The following is a 19,085-nucleotide window of genomic DNA, read 5'->3' as shown; positions in this document are numbered from 1 at the left end:
TAAGAACTTTTAAAAATTAACAAGGCGAAAGAATATGGTTTCTTTCGCCCTGCAAAATTAAGAATATTATTGTTTTACGCTAATTATTTAGCGGTTTCTTTTTTTCGGTCATCAATACGCTTTTGCGCTATCTGCATAGCTGCCTGATGTGTAGTAATATTATTACTTTCAGCAAAGTGAAATATCTCTAACGTAGTATTATAAATATTCTCAGTCCTTTTCAGGGCTTCTTCTTTACCATAACCTGCAATTTCACCATAGACATTAATAATACCTCCGGCATTAATTAAAAAGTCGGGAGCATAGCTAATACCTTTTTCCATTAATATTTTGCCATGAACCTGTTCTACAGCAAGCTGGTTGTTAGCAGCACCTGCAATAACCTTTGCTTTAAGTTTGTTTATAGTAGTATCGTTTATGGTTGCACCAAGGGCACACGGAGCATAAATATCTACATCGGCACTATATAGGTCTTCACCTGTAAAGATAGAAGCACCATATTTTGCTGCTACCGCCTGTAGTTTTTCTTCGTTAATGTCAGTTATCTGTACAAGAGCGCCTTCTCTAGTAAGGAAATCTATAAGCGTTTCACCTACATGGCCAACTCCCTGCACCAATACCTTTTTACCATCAAGGTTAGCCGACCCAAATTTATAGGTCGCAGCCGCTTTCATACCCATATACACACCATAGGCAGTTACAGGCGATGGATTTCCGCTGCCCCCCCTGCTTTCAGATATACCTGTTACATGTGGGGTTACATCGCGAATAAGGTCCATATCCGGTGTAGTGGTGCCTACGTCTTCTGCAGTGATGTATTTCCCACTAAGCGAGTTTACAAACTGACCGAATCGTGTAATAAGTTCCGGTGTTTTATCTGTGGCAGCGTTACCAATTATAACCGCTTTACCACCACCAAGGTTTAAACCTGATATGGCCGATTTGTAGGTCATCCCTCTTGAAAGCCTTAAAACATCGTTCAAAGCTTCCCATTCGTTAGCATAGCTCCACATGCGTGTGCCGCCAAGCGCAGGCCCCAAAACTGTATTATGGATGCCAATTATTGCTTTTAAACCAGTATCTTTGTCATTGCAAAAAACAATTTGCTCATGATCATTAAACGATGGCTGGCCAAATACGGGGTCAACTTTAAAAAGTTCGTTCGCCTTAATAACTTCTGCTACCATAATAACGTTATTTTAATTATAAAAAAATCTAAAACCTAAAAGCAAATTTACACATTTTATTACAAAGAGGCTCAAAAAACAACTTTTATTATGATTAATGTAATTTACTAAAACGTTTTTTATAGATTTTTCATTAAAAATTCAGCAAAGCAATTAACATATCCGCCTACTGATTTTACATACATCAATGCATTACCATGAAAGAATTACAGTATTTAAACAAATATTTTATAAAATATAAATTTCAATTTTTTTTAGGGATTTTCATTACCATAGCCTCTCAGGTATTTTCGCTTTTTACCCCCAGCTATGTAGGTAAATCTATATCTGCCATTGAAAAATATGCTCAGGGCAATACAAGTATAGATGCTGTTAAAGGCGAACTTAACACTTACATATTACTCATTATTGGTACTACCCTTATTGCAGGAATATTAACTTTTGCCATGCGCCAAACATTAATTGTAATGTCTCGCCATATAGAGTTTGACCTAAAAAATGAAGTATTTCGCCATTACGAAAACCTGTCGCAAAGCTTCTATAAAAAGAACCGTACCGGAGACCTTATGAACCGTATTAGCGAAGACGTTAACCGTGTGCGACAATACGTAGGACCAGCCATTATGTATGCCCTCAACACCATTATACGTTTTGCAGTAATAGGCACTCAAATGTATATTATATCGCCTAAACTAACCTTTTATACTCTTTTACCGTTACCGCTGCTTGCATACAGTATTTATTGGGTAAGTAAAGAAATTAACCGTCGCAGCACGCTGACCCAGCAAAACCTCAGTAAACTTTCGAGCTATGCGCAGGAAATGTTTAGCGGCATTCGCGTTATAAAAGCCTATGCACTTGAAGGACAAAAAGAGGAAGGCTTTACAGAACTATCGCGCGACAGCGTTAAAAAAAATATGGGGCTTGCAAAAGTAAGTGCGCTTTTTGGCCCTTTAATGATATTGTTGATAGGAATAAGCAACCTTGTGGTTATTTATGTAGGCGGGCAGATGTATATTGATGGTGCGATTGCAGATATTGGTGTTATTGCTCAATTTGTACTTTACATAAACATGCTAACATGGCCTGTGGCATCTTTGGGGTGGATAAGCAGCATGGTACAGGAGGCAGAGGCTTCGCAAAAACGCATTAACGAGTTCCTTAAAACAGAACCTGATATTGTAAATAATAACCCTGACCACACTCCTGTTTTAGGCCAGATAGCGTTTAATAATGTAAGCTTTACTTACGAAGACACTAATATAACCGCCCTTAAAGATGTAAGCTTTACTGTAAATAAAGGCGAAACTCTTGCCATATTGGGCAGGACAGGGTCGGGCAAGAGTACAGTATTATCGCTTATCAGCAGGTTATATGACCCTACCACCGGCAGCGTTACCATAGATAGTCAGGATGCGCGTGAGGCAAACCTTTTTGACCTTCGCAACAGCATAGGTTTTGTGCCACAGGATGCCTTTTTATTTAGCGACAGCATTAAGAACAATATTAAGTTTGGTAAAGAAGATGTTACTGATACCGAAATTACCGATGTTGCCAAAAAAGCCGTAGTGCACCACAATATAGAGAGTTTTACCCATCAGTATGAAACTATATTGGGCGAACGTGGCATAACCCTGTCGGGTGGGCAGAAACAGCGCGTAAGCATTGCACGTGCGCTTATTAAAGACGCACCAATATTACTGCTTGACGATTGTTTAAGCGCGGTAGACAACGAAACGGAAGAGGCAATACTCAACAATCTTATGGATTTTTGCAGAGATAAAACCACTATCATTGTAAGCCATAGGGTTTCTTCGGCAAAAAATGCAGACAGGATAATTATACTCGACGACGGAAAAATAATAGAACAAGGCACTCACAATCAGTTAGTGAGCCAGCAAGGATATTATAAAGAACTGTACCTTAAACAAATTTCTGAAAAAGAATTACTCTAAATTGTTGCTTTTTTTAGATTTTTTTTAGATTTTTGAAGACCACATAAACCATATAAATGAACAAGGGGTATGAGAGAACATGACATGCTTGAAAAGGAAGAGATCTTTTCTAAAGTTTTAAGGGCAGGAAGAAGAACTTACTTCTTTGATGTGAGGGCAACAAAAGCCGACGACTATTACATTACCATTACAGAGAGCAAGAAATTTACTGAAGAAGACGGCTCTTTTCATTTTAAAAAACATAAAATTTATCTTTACAAAGAAGACTTTGTAGCATTTAAGGAAATTTTAGATGAAATGACTGGCTATGTACTTAGCAACAAAGGTGAAGAAGTAATATCTGAAAGACATCAAAAAGATTTCAGGAAACTTTTTGGAGATAAAGAGCCTGAAGTTGTAACTACTGAAAGTTTTACCGACATTAATTTTGACGATATTTAAAATGCGAACCATTTTAATTTTATAAAAGCCCTTGATGCATTTGTATCAAGGGCTTTTATAATTATAGCTAAAAGTATAAAATTACCCTATCCTTAATCCGTTCTCAACTTTAAAATCAGGGGCAAGAAGTATAACATCACCTTCCTCGCCTACCGCACCAAGTACAAGACATTCACTCATAAATTTACCTATTTGTTTTTTAGGAAAATTTACCACTGCAACAATCTGCCTTCCAACTAATACCTCTTTAGTGTAGCGTTTGGTTATTTGTGCCGACGATTTTCTTATACCTATCTCTGCTCCAAAATCTATGGTTAGCTGATAGGCAGGTTTGTGAGCTTCCGGAAAATCATTAGCTTCTGTAATTGTACCTACGCGCATTTCGGTTTTTTCAAATTCTTCCCAGGTTAACATATTCATTTTTTTAATGGGTTAATGTAGCAATTCAGCAATATAATAATTTGTATTGAGTTAAAATATTCTGTAAACGCTACAATAAAAAGAGGCCGCCTTACGGCAGCCTCAATATCATCATTGGTAATTCGTAATTCCTAATTACTTAACATCCATTAGTTCTACATCAAATATAAGTGTAGCATTAGGAGGAATTACACCACCGGCACCACGCGAACCGTAGCCAAGGTGAGACGGTATAACAAAACGTGCCTTATCTCCTACTTCAAGCAGGGCAATACCTTCGTCCCAGCCTGAAATTACCTGGCCAACACCCAACTGAAAATCAATTGGCTGTTTGCGGTTGTATGAAGAGTCAAACACTTGCCCATTCTCTAACGAACCTTTATAATGTACAGATACTTTTTTACCCTTTTCGGCTTTTTTACCGTTACCTTTCTGGATTATTTTATAACGTAATCCGCTCTCAGTCTTATCAAAACCAGCAGCAAGTTTTTCTAAAGCTTCCTCCGCCTGTTTTTTAGCTTCAGCAAGCCTCTTTTCGCGCGAGCCTTCAAATGTACGGAAAGCCTCTATTGCATTCCAGTTTTTAGCCTCATCACCTTCGCGTATAATTTCAAGGCTTTCAATAGTATCGCCCTGCTGTATAGCATCAACCACATCCTGTCCTTCTACCACATTGCCAAACACAGTATGTTTATCATCTAACCACGGTGTAGCCACATGCGTAATGAAAAACTGCGAGCCATTGCTGCCCGGGCCAGAATTTGCCATAGAAAGCACACCAGGGCCATCGTGCCTTAGTGATGGGTGAAATTCATCATCAAACTGATAGCCAGGTCCACCTGTACCTCTGCCTTGTGGGCATCCGCCCTGTATCATAAAATCGGCAATAACACGGTGAAATTTAAGTCCGTCATAAAAACGTTTGCCTTGTGGTTTTTCATTATTTTCGAGGTTGCCTTCTGCAAGACCTACAAAGTTACCCACGGTGCCCGGAGTAAGATCATATGTAAGCTTAACAAGAATAACACCTTTTGTCGTATTGAATTTTGCGTAAATCCCGTTTTCCATTATGTTTTTTATTTGTCGTGAAGCGCAAATTTACAAATAATTTCTAACTCTGTTAAGCCCTGCTTCATAACAAAAAAGTAAATTTGGATTGCCAAAATTTTAATTATGAAAACCGAAGACAACTATATAGCCCTCAACAAAAAAGCATGGAATAATAAAATTCCTGTTCACGTTGCCTCTGATTTTTACGATATGCCTGGATTTATGGCCGGAAAATGTACTTTGAAAGATATCGAATTAAAATTGCTTGGCAATTTTGCCAACAAAAAAGTATTGCACCTGCAATGCCATTTTGGGCAGGATACAATTTCTTTAGCACGATTAGGAGCTAATGCTACTGGAGTGGATTTTTCGGATGCCGCCATACAAAAAGCGCAGGATATTGCAGCAGAACTGGATGTGCCTGCACAATTTATATGTTGTGATATTTATAGCCTGCCCGAAGTACTTCATGAAAAATTTGATGTTGTTTTTACAAGTTACGGCACCATAGGCTGGCTGCCGGATTTAGATAGATGGGCCAGTGTTATAAGTCATTTCCTTAAACCGGGCGGTACATTTGTAATTGCAGAATTTCATCCGGTGCTTTGGATGTTTAATAATGATTTTACAGCCATTATCTACCGTTATTTTAAAAGCAATGCTATTATAGAAGACGAAACCGGAACGTATGCCAATACAAATGCCCCTATTACTAACCAAACCGTAAGCTGGAATCACAGCCTTACAGAGGTGATAAACAGCCTTATTAAGCAAAACCTCACTATAGAAATGTTTAATGAGTATGATTATTCACCCTACAACTGTTTTAACGGAATGGCAGAATTCGAACCCGGTAAGTTCAGGATAGCTAACCTAGGCGACAAAATACCTATGGTATATTCTATAAAAGCTATTAAAAATTCTTAGGTATTTATTATTATTTTTGCGTAAACTACTTACTACAATGGAGAGCTTGTATGACCCGCAGGGCAACCAGAATATATTAGACCGCATAGACCAACTGTCGCCCATAACCCTTTCGCAATGGGGTAAAATGACCGTTAGCCAAATGTTGTTGCATTGCCAAAAACCAATAGATGTGGCTTATGGCACACTGCATATTGCACCACACTGGAAAAGTTATTTTTTTGGGGCATCGCGCCGCAAAAAATTGGCCGATCCAAAACTATTTCATAGAGACCAATCTGCAATAAAAGAATTTATAATAAGGCATGAGCCCAAGTTTGACGAGGCAAGACAGGGTCTTAAAGAGCGCGTAGCTGTTTTTGCAAAAGACGGGCATGCTGCCATTAAGGTTACCAGACACCCGTTAATGGGCGAAATGACTCCTGAAGAATGGGATATACTGCAATGGAAACATCTCGACTATCATTTAAAGCAATTCGGGGTTTAATATAACAATTATAAAAGAACAAGCTCCAAAACCCTGAGAGTAATATCTCAGGGTTTTGGAGCTTGTTGTTATACTCAACATTCACTCATCAATAGTAAAATACAGATAACGTTTATTGATTTTAAAAGTAAAGGCAGCGCGAACGCTGCCTTTACAAAAAAGGATATCTGTGTAAAAAATAATTATTTTACTATCAGGGCTTTTTGAATGATTACTTCTCCATTGAGTTTCATCACGATCAGGTACTGTCCTGCCGGATAGCGTCCAAGATCGGCTTTCCATATACCGGCACCATTTTCAGGTGTATGGGTTTCAAGTAATACGCCCATTAAAGTATATATCTGTAATGTTCTTACATCGCCTTCAGCAACACCTGCATATTTATAGTTTAATTCTACAACGTCGTTTGCAGGGTTTGGTGCAACAATAAGATCTGCTTTAGCAAAACTTTCTCCGCTTTGGGCAAGTCTGCTGGTTCTTGCCGACTCTCCACAACGTGGGAACTCTATAGCAAACTTGGTAAAGCATAATTTGCCACCTTCTAAAAGCGAATCTACATTAATAGATACACCTCCGCCATTGAATGAATTGAGCGGTATGAAAACTACAGCTACCGATGTAGTAGTTGCCGGATTTATTGTAACCGTAGACGGAACAAAAATACCTTCGCCGTTTGGAGCCGTAAGCGTTACCTGTAATGGAGTTGAATATGGATTACTGAAATCAAGTATAACCTGATAAGAGCATATATCTCCACGAATAGACTCAATCCTTCTAACTTTCACCCTTATATCACACTCACATTTTCTCGTAGTATCAATATTTACCTCTTCACTGATCCTGTCACACAAACCGCTATTAAGCAATAGTTGATAGGTTCCTGAGCCATAAAGATTAACATCGAGTGGTGGCACATTAGTATTAGCCCCCGCATCTACGGCACTGCCGTTAAATAGCCATTCCCAGTAAGCAAATGGTTGTGTTGTGCCTGTAAGCGTAGAGCCTGCAAGTCCACCATCGCAAAACGTGTAGCAACCGTCCGGCACACCCCATAAGTGTATAGCAGGATCTTTTGGTACATCTATCTGCGCAGATGATGAACATCCCGAAGTATTGGTAAACGTTACCATATAACTGCCACCCTGGGTTACCTGTATGGTTTGGCCACTCATACCATTGCTCCATGTAAAGGTACCTGCACCGCTGGCATTGGCGTGTAATTCTAAAGTATAAGTATCGCAATCTAAAGATCCAAACGTTATGGTTGGTGTAGCCGGATTAGGGTTAACCGTTAATGTTTGGCTTTGTGTAGAAACACAATAACCGCCCGAACCGTTAGGAATTCTTACAGTTATACTGTAGGTATGAGTACCCACTGCTGTAAGGTTTTGTACCAAAGACCTTGTAGTACCTATTATGGTTGTACTTGGGCTTTTGCGCCATTCGTATAATGCTCCTGTTCCGGCATCCGGAACCGACCATGTAAAGGTGCTGCCGCTACAAATAGCCAACGGTCCAGATATGGTTGTAGACGGAAGGTCTATAATGGTAACATTTACAGCAGGTGTGGTAAATGTACATCCCTGTGTGGTAGATACTGTAACAGTATAGCTGCCGGATATTGTTGCATTGTAAGTAGCAGTAGTAGCGACAACAGTACTTCCTCGTTTCCATTGGTAAGAGTTAGCTGGCGGCGTTCCTGAATTAGGTGTATAAGACAATGCTACTGAAGAACCCTCGCAAACCGTACCATTGGCAGGAGAACGGGTTATAGTACCTGCGAGCAGGTTATCTATAATGGTAAGGTTTTGTGTAGTAGTTGTCTGGCAACCAAACTCGTTGGTTACAGTAAGACTTACAGGATAAATTCCGTTAGGATTATAAGCCGCTGATGCAACAGGTTGCAGGTTGAACACACCAGGTCTCAATTCCCATCTGTAACTAAGTCCCGACTGTGCAGGCGTAAAACTAATAACTGCCTCTTCACATCGTGGTGCAGTGCTTGTAAACGCCGAGCTTGGCATGGCAGGCAGTACCAAAGTTATAGGGCTTACACTACAAGGGGTACTGGTTGTGCCATCTATAGTAAGACCTAAAGTATAAGTGCCCGGCATTAAATTTACTGTGTGCGATACCGCAGTACCTACACTATAATTTGTAGTATTTACCCTAAATATATGGCTGTTTATAGGATGCCCGGGGAAATAGTTGGAGTTATCAAGCAAGGTAACACTATAACCTCCGCCTGTGCCACAGGTTACAGTATATTTAAGCTCTGGCATGTAAGATACCGTTACATTTTGGCTTCTCGTAACAATACATGTTCCATAAGTTACCTGATAAAATATAGTATAAACTCCACTTTCTGCAAAAGTAAACGAACCACTTGTGTTTGTTGTACTTTGAGATACAGGCGTAACATTCGTGTACCATACAATGTTCGATGGCGCTCCGGTATAGCTTCCTGTTACAGTTACTACACCACAGGAGTTAACCGGTGTATTTAGTGTAACAGTTTGGCCGCTGTTACAGTCAGGCAACGGAATACAATCATTAGTATAGGTAACAGTATTGGTCGTTGTTGTACAACCGTTTAAGCCTGTAACAACAGCATAATAACTACCTAAAGTAGTTGCGGTAAATGTTGTAGACATACCGGACGATTGCAGTACATTGTTTCTATACCATTTTATATTTGATGTTGCAGCAATCCCTCCCTGTATATTAACCGTTATATTTTGCGAGGTAAATGTTGGACAAATTGCATAATTACCCGCAGGGCTCAAAGAGGCAACCGGAGCAGGTAACACTGTTAGTAAATGAGTGGTAGAAGCATCATTAAAGCAACCGTTACCATTTTCAACAGTAACGTGGATAGTATAGCCTACATTGGCTGTTCCTGAGTTAGAATAAGGATGGGTTACTGTTAGCCAGTTTGGCATGGTATGATCTGTAGTAACCGAAGTACCATCTCCAAAATCCCAGGTAATTGTACCTTGAGTTAATGACGGTGTAGATGCTAAGGTAAGCGTTACAGGAGAGCCCTCACAAATTTGTGTAGGCGGGTTTGATAACGAAACTATTGGAGCTGTAATTACCTGTACCGGATAAGGGATACCCGGGCCCATTACGCCACATTTTGTAATATTAAGAACAACATAAGCTGTACCGTTATATTCATTCCATAGCACGGTAACATTTTGTGTACCATCTCCTACTGTAACAGTACCCGCATCGGCAGGAGAAATACTCCAACTGTATTCTTCTCCCTCGGCATAATTAACCGAATAGTTTGAAAAAGTACTTGAGCAGGCATGCGTAGGACCGCTTACAGTTGCATTAACAACAGGATATGTTACCGTTTTGCTTAAAACATTAGACGGACAATTTGGAGCACTAAGGCTTTCTCTCCATGCCTGAACCGTATAAGGACCGGAACCACTAAAGTTTACAGTAATTTCGTTGCCTGAATTGCTACCAACAATAGTACCTCCAACTACAGCCCATTTTATAACAGTACCAGGCACAGTGTTAGTAACACTATAGGCCGTAGGCACACCGGGACAGGCAACAGAAGGCCCGTTTATAGCAGTTGGCGTCGGCTCTTTATCCTTAACAATAATTGTTAACTGGCCTGGCTTACAAAAAGTGCTTCCGCTTACGGTAAGTGTATAATTACCTGCTACATTAAAAGTAGGAGTAAATGTTGTACCTGTATAGGTAGTCGTTCCGCTTGGGCCAGAAAGTGTAAATGTTCCGCTGTAGCCGCCCTGTATAGTATAGCTGCCGGAATTACCCCTGCATAAAGCAACCGGCCCCTGTATAATAGCCTGTGGCCTTACAGTAATTACAATCGTTGCTGTTCCACCACAGTTTAAAAGAGTGTTGCGATATGTAGCACGCAATGTAATAGTGCCAGAAGCATTTTGTGTTTGCACAATAACTTCATTAGGCAATTGTGTTTGCACTAAAACCGCTCCTGTGCTTCCGCTGTCTATGGTCCATGTAAATTCTGTAGAAGGCCATTGCGGCAGCTTATACATGCCCTGTTCGTTCTCGCACAGTACTGACTCTCCTAAAATAGTTCCGTTAGATTGTATAACCGGAATTTGGGCTGTACTTATACCTGCGCACTGTAGGTTGCAGCTTGTTGCATCCAATGATACATAACCAAAGCCATTGGCATCAACATTATCCCAGTCTACTAATATTTGTGGGCCATATGGAGTAGGTGAAACTATAGTACCGCCTACAACAGACCAGTTGTATCCTACAGAGGCACAGCCATCAATTACATCCTGAGGTACGGTATAACTGGCTCTTTCACCGTCACAAACCACACTCGGACATATTATCTCAAAACCGCCTTCACCTACTCTCACTGTCATTTCATAAGTATCCGTACAGTTACAGGCATTTGTTACCGTTAACCTTACAGTATAATTGCCTGCCTGAGCATAATTATGCGATGGTTGAAATTCTGATGAAGTATCGCCATCTCCAAATTCCCAGTAGTATGCTATAAGCGCTGTACCGCCGTTGGTTATTGATGTATTTACAAAATAAAAAGTATCCTGAACGCATCCGTCAAAATGAGTTGCATTAAGATCGGGCATAAGACCAAAACGGGCACGTGGCGAGTTTATGATCTCCACACAAATCTGTTCCGTCTGTGTAGTACCATTGGTCTTGTTAATAGTAGCAGTTACTGTTGCAGCTCCTGCAGCACCCCAGGTAACGGTGCATGTTGTAAGCGTTTGGGAGTTAATTGTTCCCCCGGCAACATTCCAGTTGGTACTTTGCCAACCGGTAGTGTTACCTGTAAGCGAATAGGTTACTGTACTGTATTCGCAAACACGAACACAGGCAGAAGGCTCAATATCTTCGCCGAATTCTTTTCGCTTGTCATCATAAACAAGACATCCTGTCTCTTTGTCCCAGATGATTGAAACGGTTTGTTGAGCCTGTAATTTTTCGGGTATGGCCAACAGCCAACACACGAAAAATAAAAAGAGTAGCACACTCTTTTTTTGCAGTTGTAGTGCTTTTCTCATGAAGTTAATTGGTAAATAATTGTTAATAAAAGGTTGAACGTTTCTTAAATTTAGAGGGACAATATTTACCAAATGTTAATAAAATCTTAAAATAATTATGATTTATTTGTAAAAAAAATCACGAACATCATTATTTTTAAAACAAAAAAATCAATTATACTGACAATAATTTAACATTTTACCCTTCGTCGGATAAATTGACTTTTAATCTTTAACATATTTTTTAACGTTCACGGAATTTATTACTCAAACTTGAGTGGGTAATGCTTCAAATTGAAAACATACGTTATTTAATATATTAATAATCAGCGTCATGTTTATTCAAATTTTGATATGAGATATTTCGTACACGAAATATAGTTTCACTTTTATAGGAGATTTTAACATCCCTATATACTATCTACTGCTTATTGAGGCTAAACTTTGTAACTTTGCATTCTCTTACTTTTGAATTTACTTTTATGAGAATTGATATCATTACCGTGTTACCCGAATTGCTGCGCAGCCCGTTTGAAGCTTCGATACTTAAGCGTGCGCAAGACAAAGGCCTTGTAGAAGTACACCTTCACAACTTAAGGGATTACAGCACCAATAAACACAAAAATGTAGACGACTACCAGTTTGGCGGCGGTGCAGGAATGGTAATGATGATTGAACCTATTGATGCCGTTATAACCAAACTTAAGAGCGAACGCGATTATGATGAGGTTATATACATGACCCCCGATGGCGAAACGCTAAACCAAGGCATGGCAAACAGCATGTCTTTATTAAAAAATATTATTATTTTATGCGGACATTATAAAGGTGTAGATCAACGCGTGCGCGATAATTTTATTACGAAGGAAATTTCTATAGGCGATTTCGTATTATCTGGCGGCGAACTTGCCGCAGCCGTGGTGGCCGATTCTATAATACGTTTAATTCCCGGTGTACTGAGTAATGAAACCTCTGCCCTTACCGACAGTTTTCAGGACAACCTGCTTGCCCCGCCCGTTTACACCCGCCCTGCAGAATATAAAGGCTGGAAAGTGCCCGATATTTTATTGAGCGGACATCAGGCAAATATTGATAAATGGCGCGAGGATATGGCTTATGAACACACAAAAACAAGAAGACCGGATTTACTTGAGTAATTTTTAGTTTCAGGTTTAAAGTTTAAAGTTTTAGGTTACCCGTTGGACTGAAATACAGGTAAAAGATACACCAATCAAATATGAGTGAGCAACTTGGAACTTTAAACCTGAAACAAAAACTAAAACACCATCTTCTGGAAAGCTTCCAGCACATACTGATGCATTACTTCTTTATAATCTAAATGAGTCACAATACGTAACTTTCCTTTTCCTAAAGAGCTTATAAAAATACTTTTCTGCTTTAGTTTTTCTATTAAGGCGGCTTCGCTGTATTGCGGTTTTAGGGAGAATATAAGAATGTTGGTTTCTACTGGCTCCACTGTTTGTATCCATGGCAATTGTTGTAGTAAACCACCAAGCTGTTTTGCCCTGCGGTGGTCTTCTTCAAGGCGGCCCACATTGTTTTTAAGCGCATACAGTCCTGCTGCAGCCAAATAGCCCGCCTGGCGCATGCCACCTCCAAATATTTTGCGAATGCGCAATGCCCTGTCCATATCTTCTTTAGTACCCATAAGCACACTGCCCACAGGCGCACCAAGCCCTTTAGACAAACAAACCGATATTGTATCGAACAACTGACCAAATTGCTTAGGGTGCTGTTTACGTGCCACAAGAGCATTCCATAAACGCGCACCGTCAAGGTGGTATTTAAGATTGTTCTTAACGCAAACTTCTTTTATATTAACCAGTGTTTGCAGATCATAGCATGCCCCGCCACCTTTATTGGTTGTATTTTCTATTGCTACCAACGACGTAAGAGGACTGTGGTAAAAATCGGGTGGGTTAATAGCCTCTGCAACCTGTGCAGCGGTAATCATGCCACGATTGCCATCTATCAGTCTTGACTGTACACCACTATTAAACGCAGCTCCACCCCCTTCATAGTTATAAACGTGTGCCCATTTATCGCAAATCATCTCATCGCCCGGCTGGGTATGCAGCTTTATGCCTGTTTGGTTGGCCATTGTGCCACTCGGAAAAAACAAAGCAGCCTCCATACCAAAAAGTCCGGCAAGGGTTTCTTCCAGTTCGTTTACGGTTGGATCCTGTTTAAAAACATCATCACCCACCTTAGCCCTGAACATGTGCTGCAACATTTCGTGCCCCGGTTTAGTAACGGTATCGCTAATTAAATTTATTTCCATAAAATTAAAAAGTATAGCTTATTTTTGCTTAAGCTAATACAAAACTACACTATTTATGACAAATACCGAACAAATAAAAGGTATTATAGAGCGCCTTGGTGCGCTGAGGAGGTATCTTTGACATTGACAGGAAGTTAATAGAGATTACCAACGAGGAAGAAAAAACCTATGCCCCTGATTTTTGGAATAATGCCAAAGAGGCAGAGGCTATTGTGCGCAACCTGCGAAGCAAGAAAAAGTGGATCGAAGACTATAATAAGGCTAACGACTTTGCCGAAGAGCTACAAATAATGTATGACTTTTTTAAAGAAGGCGACCTTAGTGAAGAGGAGTTGGATGAGCAATACAGCCAAACTATTACACATATAGAAAACCTCGAATTTAAAAATATGCTTAGCGACGAAGGCGACAGCATGAGTGCCGTACTGCAAATTACAGCCGGAGCCGGTGGTACTGAGAGTTGCGACTGGGCCAGCATGCTAATGCGCATGTATATTATGTGGGGCGAAAAACACGGCTATAAGGTTAAGGAACTCAACTTTCAGGAGGGTGAGGTTGCCGGTATAAAAACCGTTACACTGGAGTTTGAAGGCGATTTTAGCTTTGGCTGGCTTAAAGGCGAAAACGGCGTGCACCGACTGGTGCGTATCTCCCCGTTTGACAGTAATGCCAAGCGCCACACATCATTTGCATCTGTATATGTGTACCCACTTGCCGATGATACTATTGAGATAGAGATAAACCCAAGTGATATTAGCTGGGAAACCATGCGAAGCAGCGGTGCAGGCGGACAGAACGTTAATAAGGTTGAAACAGCAGTGCGACTGCGCCACCACCCTACCGGGATTATCATTGAAAACTCCGAAACGCGTTCGCAGCTTGACAACAAGATAAAGGCTATGCAACTCTTAAAGTCTCAACTATATGAAATTGAGCTTAAGAAACGCCAGGCCATGCGCGATGAAATTGAAGCCAACAAAATGAAAATCGAGTGGGGTTCGCAAATCCGCAATTATGTGATGCACCCATACAAACTGGTTAAAGACGTGCGCACTGCACACGAAACCAGCGATGTGGATGGTGTTATGAACGGCAACATTGACGAGTTCCTGAAAGCCTACCTTATGATGATGGGACAAAAAGAAGAAGAGAATTAAGAATTTATTTCACACAAATTAGTTCAATAAAAAAAGTGGTCAGGAATATTCTTCCTGACCACTTTTCTATATGAAAGAAACCAATTATTTTTTGCTCCACTCGTTTATAGAGTCCCTATTCATTTTAATATAATCAGGGTTATTGGCTTTTTCTGCCCCTGCCAACGATAGCTTGGCAGTCTCTATAGCACCTTTTTTGTCGCCTAGTTTAGCTTGTATAAGGGCTTTTTGCCTAAGCATGTAAAAAGGAGTATCTTCGCCCTGTGGCGTTTTATCTACAGCTTGGTTAATCCACGTTAGTGCTTTATTAAGGTCGGCGTTGCTCTGATAGTAATATTGGGCAGCTGCAAAATAAGCACCTGCTGTAGGGCCGCTCATAGCCTCGTCTATACTTTTAAGCGCAGTGGCTTTTGTAGGCACCTCTATTTTAAGGGCAACCATGGTTTTTTCCCATGCAATTTCAAGGAAACCATAATCGTTCTCTAAAGCATTAAGGCCAATAGTAAGCGTTTCAACATTTCGGTTTAAGAATTCCGGTTTTACCGTAGCTCTTACAGCCTCTTTACTGTCATCCCACTTTTCAGGAAGTCCCCAGTTTTTAGTATCGGTATAAAAAATTATATCCCAACTGTCGGCTTTCGGCTGGGTGTACAGTGCATAGCTTCCTGCCCTTAACGATTTTCCTGCAATAACAACATCGTCGCTAAAAGTAATAACTGTATTAGAATTGGCTCCTGTTCTCCACAACCTGCCAAATGGCACTAACTCTCCGTATACAGCCCTGCCTCTTGCGCTTGGCCTCGAATAATCTATTTTAACGGTAGTAAGACCTACCGTTTGCTCAATAACTGCTTTAGGGCTTGCCTGCGGCGTTTGAATTTGTGCCTGGGCACTCAGTATAAATGCCAGCGCAATAATGGCTGAGGCAAGTATTCTTTTCATGGTATTACAATTAAAAATGTTGTTAAAGCAAAATTAACAATTTGCCTTGTTATGGCTGTTAAAAAAAACTCAAAAATAGCAGCAGTTGTAGCCGTATAAAAAATACATTCGCTAAATTCACTGCTATTTTATCCGGCACAATGATATATACACTCCACAGGCTGCAAAAACTGCCTGTTTCTATACACGAAGCTTGGGATTTTATTGGTAATCCCAAAAACCTTGCCACTATTACGCCAAAATCTATGGGGTTTAAAACCCTTAGCGGAGACGACCGCAAAATGTTTGCAGGGCAGGTAATTGTGTACACCATTACACCTTTATTTGGTATTAAAATGCAATGGGTTACTGAAATTACGCACGTTGCCAACAATCATTTTTTTGTAGACGAACAACGCTTTGGGCCTTATGCTTTTTGGCATCACAAACATTTTTTAAAAGAAATTCCGGGAGGTGTGGAAATGGAAGACATTGTGCACTATAAACTTCCGTTCGGTTTTTTAGGCAGGCTCGTACACCCTTTTTTGGTGAAATCAAAACTGGAGGACATCTTTGCTTTCCGCCAACAAAAACTGACAGAATTATTTGGAGAATTTAAAGAGCCTGCCCAATGATAGTATTTTGGTTTAGACGTGATTTGCGCATTAAAGACAATGCGGGGCTATACAATGCCATTGCAACAGGCGAAAAAGTATTGCCTGTATTTATTTTTGACCCTACTATTTTAAGCGAACTGCCAAAAGACGACCACAGAATTACTTTTATAATGCAGTTGGTGGAAGATATAAACACTGAGTTAAGAAAGCATAAACGCAGCCTTGCCGTTTTTTTTGATGATCCTGCCACTGTATTTAGAAAGCTTATTGCAGATAACAATATTAAGGCCGTGTACACTAATCATGATTATGAGCCTTATGCGCAAAAAAGGGATTACGAAATAAAACAACTTCTTAAAAGTAAAGACATCGAATTTGCAACCTTTAAAGATCAGGTAATTTTTGAAAAAGATGAAGTTACGAAAGGCGATGGTAGTCCTTATGTTGTTTATACTCCTTACAGCAAACGCTGGAAAGAGCTACAAAAACCACATCATCTTAAACCCTACGAGATCAATATAAAAGCTGAGAATATCGAAGCTCACGACTATCCTTTTTTAAGTCTGAAGGATATTGGTTTTAAAACATCAGACATAAAAGTGGAGCCTTATGATATTTCACAGCCATTGATAAATAATTATGAAGGTACGCGCAATTATCCTGCTATAGACGGCACATCTATGCTTAGCCCTTACCTGCGGTTTGGAGCTGTAAGCATAAGGCATATTGTTGCTGTTGCCCAACAAAGCAATAACGGCACTTTTTTAAATGAGCTCATTTGGCGGGAGTTTTTTATGCAGATATTATGGCATTATCCGTATACAGTTACAAAAGCGTTTAGGCCAAAATATGACAACATTAAGTGGCGCGACAGCGAAAAAGATTTTAAAGCATGGTGTGAGGGCAAAACGGGTTACCCAATTGTAGATGCAGGAATGCGCCAGCTTAATACCACTGGCTACATGCACAACAGGGTGCGCATGGTGGTGGCAAGTTTTTTATGCAAACATTTACTCATAGACTGGCGATGGGGTGAAGCTTATTTCGCTCAAAAACTGTTTGACTATGAACAGTCCAGTAATATTGGCAACTGGCAATGGGCTGCCGGAAGCGGTGTAGATGCCGCACCTTATTTCAGGGTGTTTAATCCAACCGAGCAGGTTAAAAAATTTGATAAAGACCTTAAGTACATCAAAAAATGGGTGCCCGAATTTGAAAGTCTGGATTATAGACCAATAGTAGACCATAAAGAAGCACGCGAAAGAGCACTTAAAGTATATAAAGAGGCTGTAGCCTAAGCACGATTATCTATAAAGTTTACGGGCTTACGACTCATAGGGTTAAACATAATGGCGTTAATTTCCGGCAGGGTTACAAATACAATTTTTGGCGTTACCCTAAGCTTTGCCCTAAAGTGGTCTTTAATTTCGGTTAATAAATCATCAGTAGGATTTGCGACTGCCACTTTAATTAAAATTTCGTCGGTACCAAGGCTGTTGGTAGAAATTTCTATCAGGTGGCTTTGTATATCGCCAAAGGTTTGCAAAAGGTCTGTCATTGCCGGTGGGTAAAGCGTGGTGCCTTTATATTTAATCATTTGCTGTTTGCGGCCTATAACCGGCCCTATGCGCATGGAGTTTCGTCCGCATTTGCAGGATTCACTATGCAATTGTACAATATCACCTGTCTTAAAACGCACCAATGGCATCCCCTCAATGCCCAGTGTGGTAACGGTCAGTTCGCCACTGTTTCCGTTGGTTACAGGAACATCATTTTCATCAAGCACCTCGGCAATAATAAGCTCCGGGTGGTGGTGCCCACCTACCGAATGCTCGCATTCGGCAAAAGCGGTGCTCATCTCTGTAGAGGCATAGGTAGAAAACAGCTTAATATCCCATTTTGACGTGATTTTTTTAGACAATATATTCGGAGTAAAATCCTGGTTGCGTAGTGGTTCGCCTATACATACTGCCCCTTTTATACCGCTGTTGTTATAATCTATACCATGATTTTCAGCATACTCAATAAGCTTCAGTAAAAATGAAGGTACGGTAATTAAATAAGACGGCCTGTATTTTAAAATAGAATCCCATTGCAGTTCCGGTACGCCTGCCCCCACCCTAATAATACCCGCTTTTAACTTACGGATGCCTAAAAAATAAGCAAGACCGGCCATAAAACGCCTGTCTATGGTGGTCATGAGCTGTATAACATCGCCCTCTTTAATGCCCGAACAGGCAAAAGATATAGCCTCGTTATACGCCAGCCTGTCAAGGTCTTTATCAGTAATGCCAAAGGTTACGGGCTTGCCCGATGTACCCGATGTGGTGGCATAATCTACTATGACCGACTTAGGTACGCATAAAAAATCATCGTTAAACTCCTGAAGCTGCTCTTTTGTGGTAACAGGTATTTTTTGCAGGTCTTCTATGGTTTTTATTTCAGTAATGTCGATACCCTGATTAGTAAACAGCCTTTTGTAGTAAGCAGAATTTTGTGCAACATACTGCAACGCCTCTGCCAGTTTTTGCTCCTGAAAGGCTTTTATTTCCTGCTGCGACGCTGTTTCTATATAAGGGATATCCATA

General features: G+C 40.3%; 15 protein-coding genes. 8 read left to right on the top strand and 7 right to left on the bottom strand.

What is annotated here, in order from left to right:
- Positions 1 to 83 precede the first annotated feature (83 nt).
- Positions 84 to 1,187 (bottom strand): Glu/Leu/Phe/Val dehydrogenase, encoded by a 1,104-nt coding sequence (locus GR160_RS02260; protein ID WP_160748206.1) that lies wholly within the window; start codon positions 1,185 to 1,187, stop codon positions 84 to 86.
- A 197-nt stretch (positions 1,188 to 1,384) separates the two neighbouring features.
- Between GR160_RS02260 and GR160_RS02255 the strand changes: the two genes are divergently transcribed.
- Both GR160_RS02255 and GR160_RS02250 read left to right on the top strand, forming a co-directional pair.
- Entirely contained in the window at positions 1,385 to 3,142 is a 1,758-nt protein-coding gene (locus GR160_RS02255) for an ABC transporter ATP-binding protein (protein WP_160748205.1), read from the top strand.
- A 69-nt stretch (positions 3,143 to 3,211) separates the two neighbouring features.
- Positions 3,212 to 3,583 carry a PUR family DNA/RNA-binding protein gene (locus tag GR160_RS02250; RefSeq protein ID WP_160748204.1) on the top strand — a complete coding sequence of 124 codons (372 nt, stop codon included), beginning with the start codon at positions 3,212 to 3,214 and terminating at the stop codon, positions 3,581 to 3,583.
- 81 nt (positions 3,584 to 3,664) lie between these two features.
- On the opposite strand, the gene GR160_RS02245 is transcribed toward GR160_RS02250, so the two are convergent.
- The gene (locus GR160_RS02245; protein WP_160748969.1) at positions 3,665 to 3,997 is read right to left on the bottom strand and encodes a tRNA-binding protein; all 333 of its coding nucleotides are present in this window, start codon (positions 3,995 to 3,997) and stop codon (positions 3,665 to 3,667) included.
- 141 nt (positions 3,998 to 4,138) lie between these two features.
- Positions 4,139 to 5,071 carry a peptidylprolyl isomerase gene (locus GR160_RS02240; RefSeq protein WP_160748203.1) on the bottom strand — a complete coding sequence of 311 codons (933 nt, stop codon included), beginning with the start codon at positions 5,069 to 5,071 and terminating at the stop codon, positions 4,139 to 4,141.
- A 105-nt stretch (positions 5,072 to 5,176) separates the two neighbouring features.
- Between GR160_RS02240 and GR160_RS02235 the strand changes: the two genes are divergently transcribed.
- A complete protein-coding gene (locus GR160_RS02235) occupies positions 5,177 to 5,980 on the top strand; it encodes a bifunctional 2-polyprenyl-6-hydroxyphenol methylase/3-demethylubiquinol 3-O-methyltransferase UbiG (RefSeq protein WP_160748202.1) in 804 nt (267 codons plus the stop codon).
- A 37-nt stretch (positions 5,981 to 6,017) separates the two neighbouring features.
- Positions 6,018 to 6,467, top strand: a complete 450-nt coding sequence (locus tag GR160_RS02230) for a DUF1569 domain-containing protein (RefSeq protein ID WP_160748201.1) — start codon at positions 6,018 to 6,020, stop codon at positions 6,465 to 6,467.
- 182 nt (positions 6,468 to 6,649) lie between these two features.
- On the opposite strand, the gene GR160_RS02225 is transcribed toward GR160_RS02230, so the two are convergent.
- Positions 6,650 to 11,521 carry a PKD domain-containing protein gene (locus tag GR160_RS02225; RefSeq protein ID WP_160748200.1) on the bottom strand — a complete coding sequence of 1,624 codons (4,872 nt, stop codon included), beginning with the start codon at positions 11,519 to 11,521 and terminating at the stop codon, positions 6,650 to 6,652.
- Between the two features lie 461 nt (positions 11,522 to 11,982).
- Here GR160_RS02225 and trmD point away from each other — a divergent pair, with 461 nt between their 5' ends.
- Positions 11,983 to 12,657, top strand: coding sequence for a tRNA (guanosine(37)-N1)-methyltransferase TrmD (trmD, locus tag GR160_RS02220; protein ID WP_160748199.1), 675 nt, complete (start codon positions 11,983 to 11,985; stop codon positions 12,655 to 12,657).
- 119 nt (positions 12,658 to 12,776) lie between these two features.
- Here trmD and GR160_RS02215 read toward each other — a convergent pair whose 3' ends face one another.
- Positions 12,777 to 13,802 (bottom strand): low specificity L-threonine aldolase, encoded by a 1,026-nt coding sequence (locus tag GR160_RS02215; protein ID WP_160748198.1) that lies wholly within the window; start codon positions 13,800 to 13,802, stop codon positions 12,777 to 12,779.
- Between the two features lie 55 nt (positions 13,803 to 13,857).
- Between GR160_RS02215 and prfB the strand changes: the two genes are divergently transcribed.
- Positions 13,858 to 14,959 (top strand): peptide chain release factor 2 gene (gene prfB / locus GR160_RS02210; protein ID WP_160748197.1). Its coding sequence is split into 2 segments (ribosomal slippage): positions 13,858 to 13,920 and positions 13,922 to 14,959, totalling 1,101 coding nucleotides; the frame shifts between segments, so codons are not numbered across the junction.
- 84 nt (positions 14,960 to 15,043) lie between these two features.
- On the opposite strand, the gene GR160_RS02205 is transcribed toward prfB, so the two are convergent.
- The gene (locus tag GR160_RS02205) at positions 15,044 to 15,901 is read right to left on the bottom strand and encodes a DUF2911 domain-containing protein (RefSeq protein WP_160748196.1); all 858 of its coding nucleotides are present in this window, start codon (positions 15,899 to 15,901) and stop codon (positions 15,044 to 15,046) included.
- Between the two features lie 140 nt (positions 15,902 to 16,041).
- On the opposite strand from GR160_RS02205, the gene GR160_RS02200 reads away from it, so the two are divergent.
- Positions 16,042 to 16,515 carry an SRPBCC family protein gene (locus GR160_RS02200; RefSeq protein ID WP_160748195.1) on the top strand — a complete coding sequence of 158 codons (474 nt, stop codon included), beginning with the start codon at positions 16,042 to 16,044 and terminating at the stop codon, positions 16,513 to 16,515.
- Positions 16,512 to 17,795 (top strand): deoxyribodipyrimidine photo-lyase, encoded by a 1,284-nt coding sequence (locus tag GR160_RS02195; protein WP_160748194.1) that lies wholly within the window; start codon positions 16,512 to 16,514, stop codon positions 17,793 to 17,795. Before GR160_RS02200 ends, GR160_RS02195 begins: the two co-directional genes overlap by 4 nt.
- Here GR160_RS02195 and GR160_RS02190 read toward each other — a convergent pair.
- Positions 17,792 to 19,084, bottom strand: coding sequence for a phenylacetate--CoA ligase family protein (locus GR160_RS02190; protein ID WP_160748193.1), 1,293 nt, complete (start codon positions 19,082 to 19,084; stop codon positions 17,792 to 17,794). The genes GR160_RS02195 and GR160_RS02190 overlap by 4 nt on opposite strands.
- Between the last annotated feature and the right edge of the window lies 1 nt (position 19,085).

This window comes from Flavobacterium sp. Sd200, assembly GCF_009826935.1.
In the GTDB taxonomy this organism is placed as follows: Bacteria; Bacteroidota; Bacteroidia; order Flavobacteriales; family Flavobacteriaceae; genus Flavobacterium.
The sequence above is the reverse complement of the archived record's forward strand: the minus strand, read 5'-3'. Positions and strand labels throughout refer to the sequence as shown.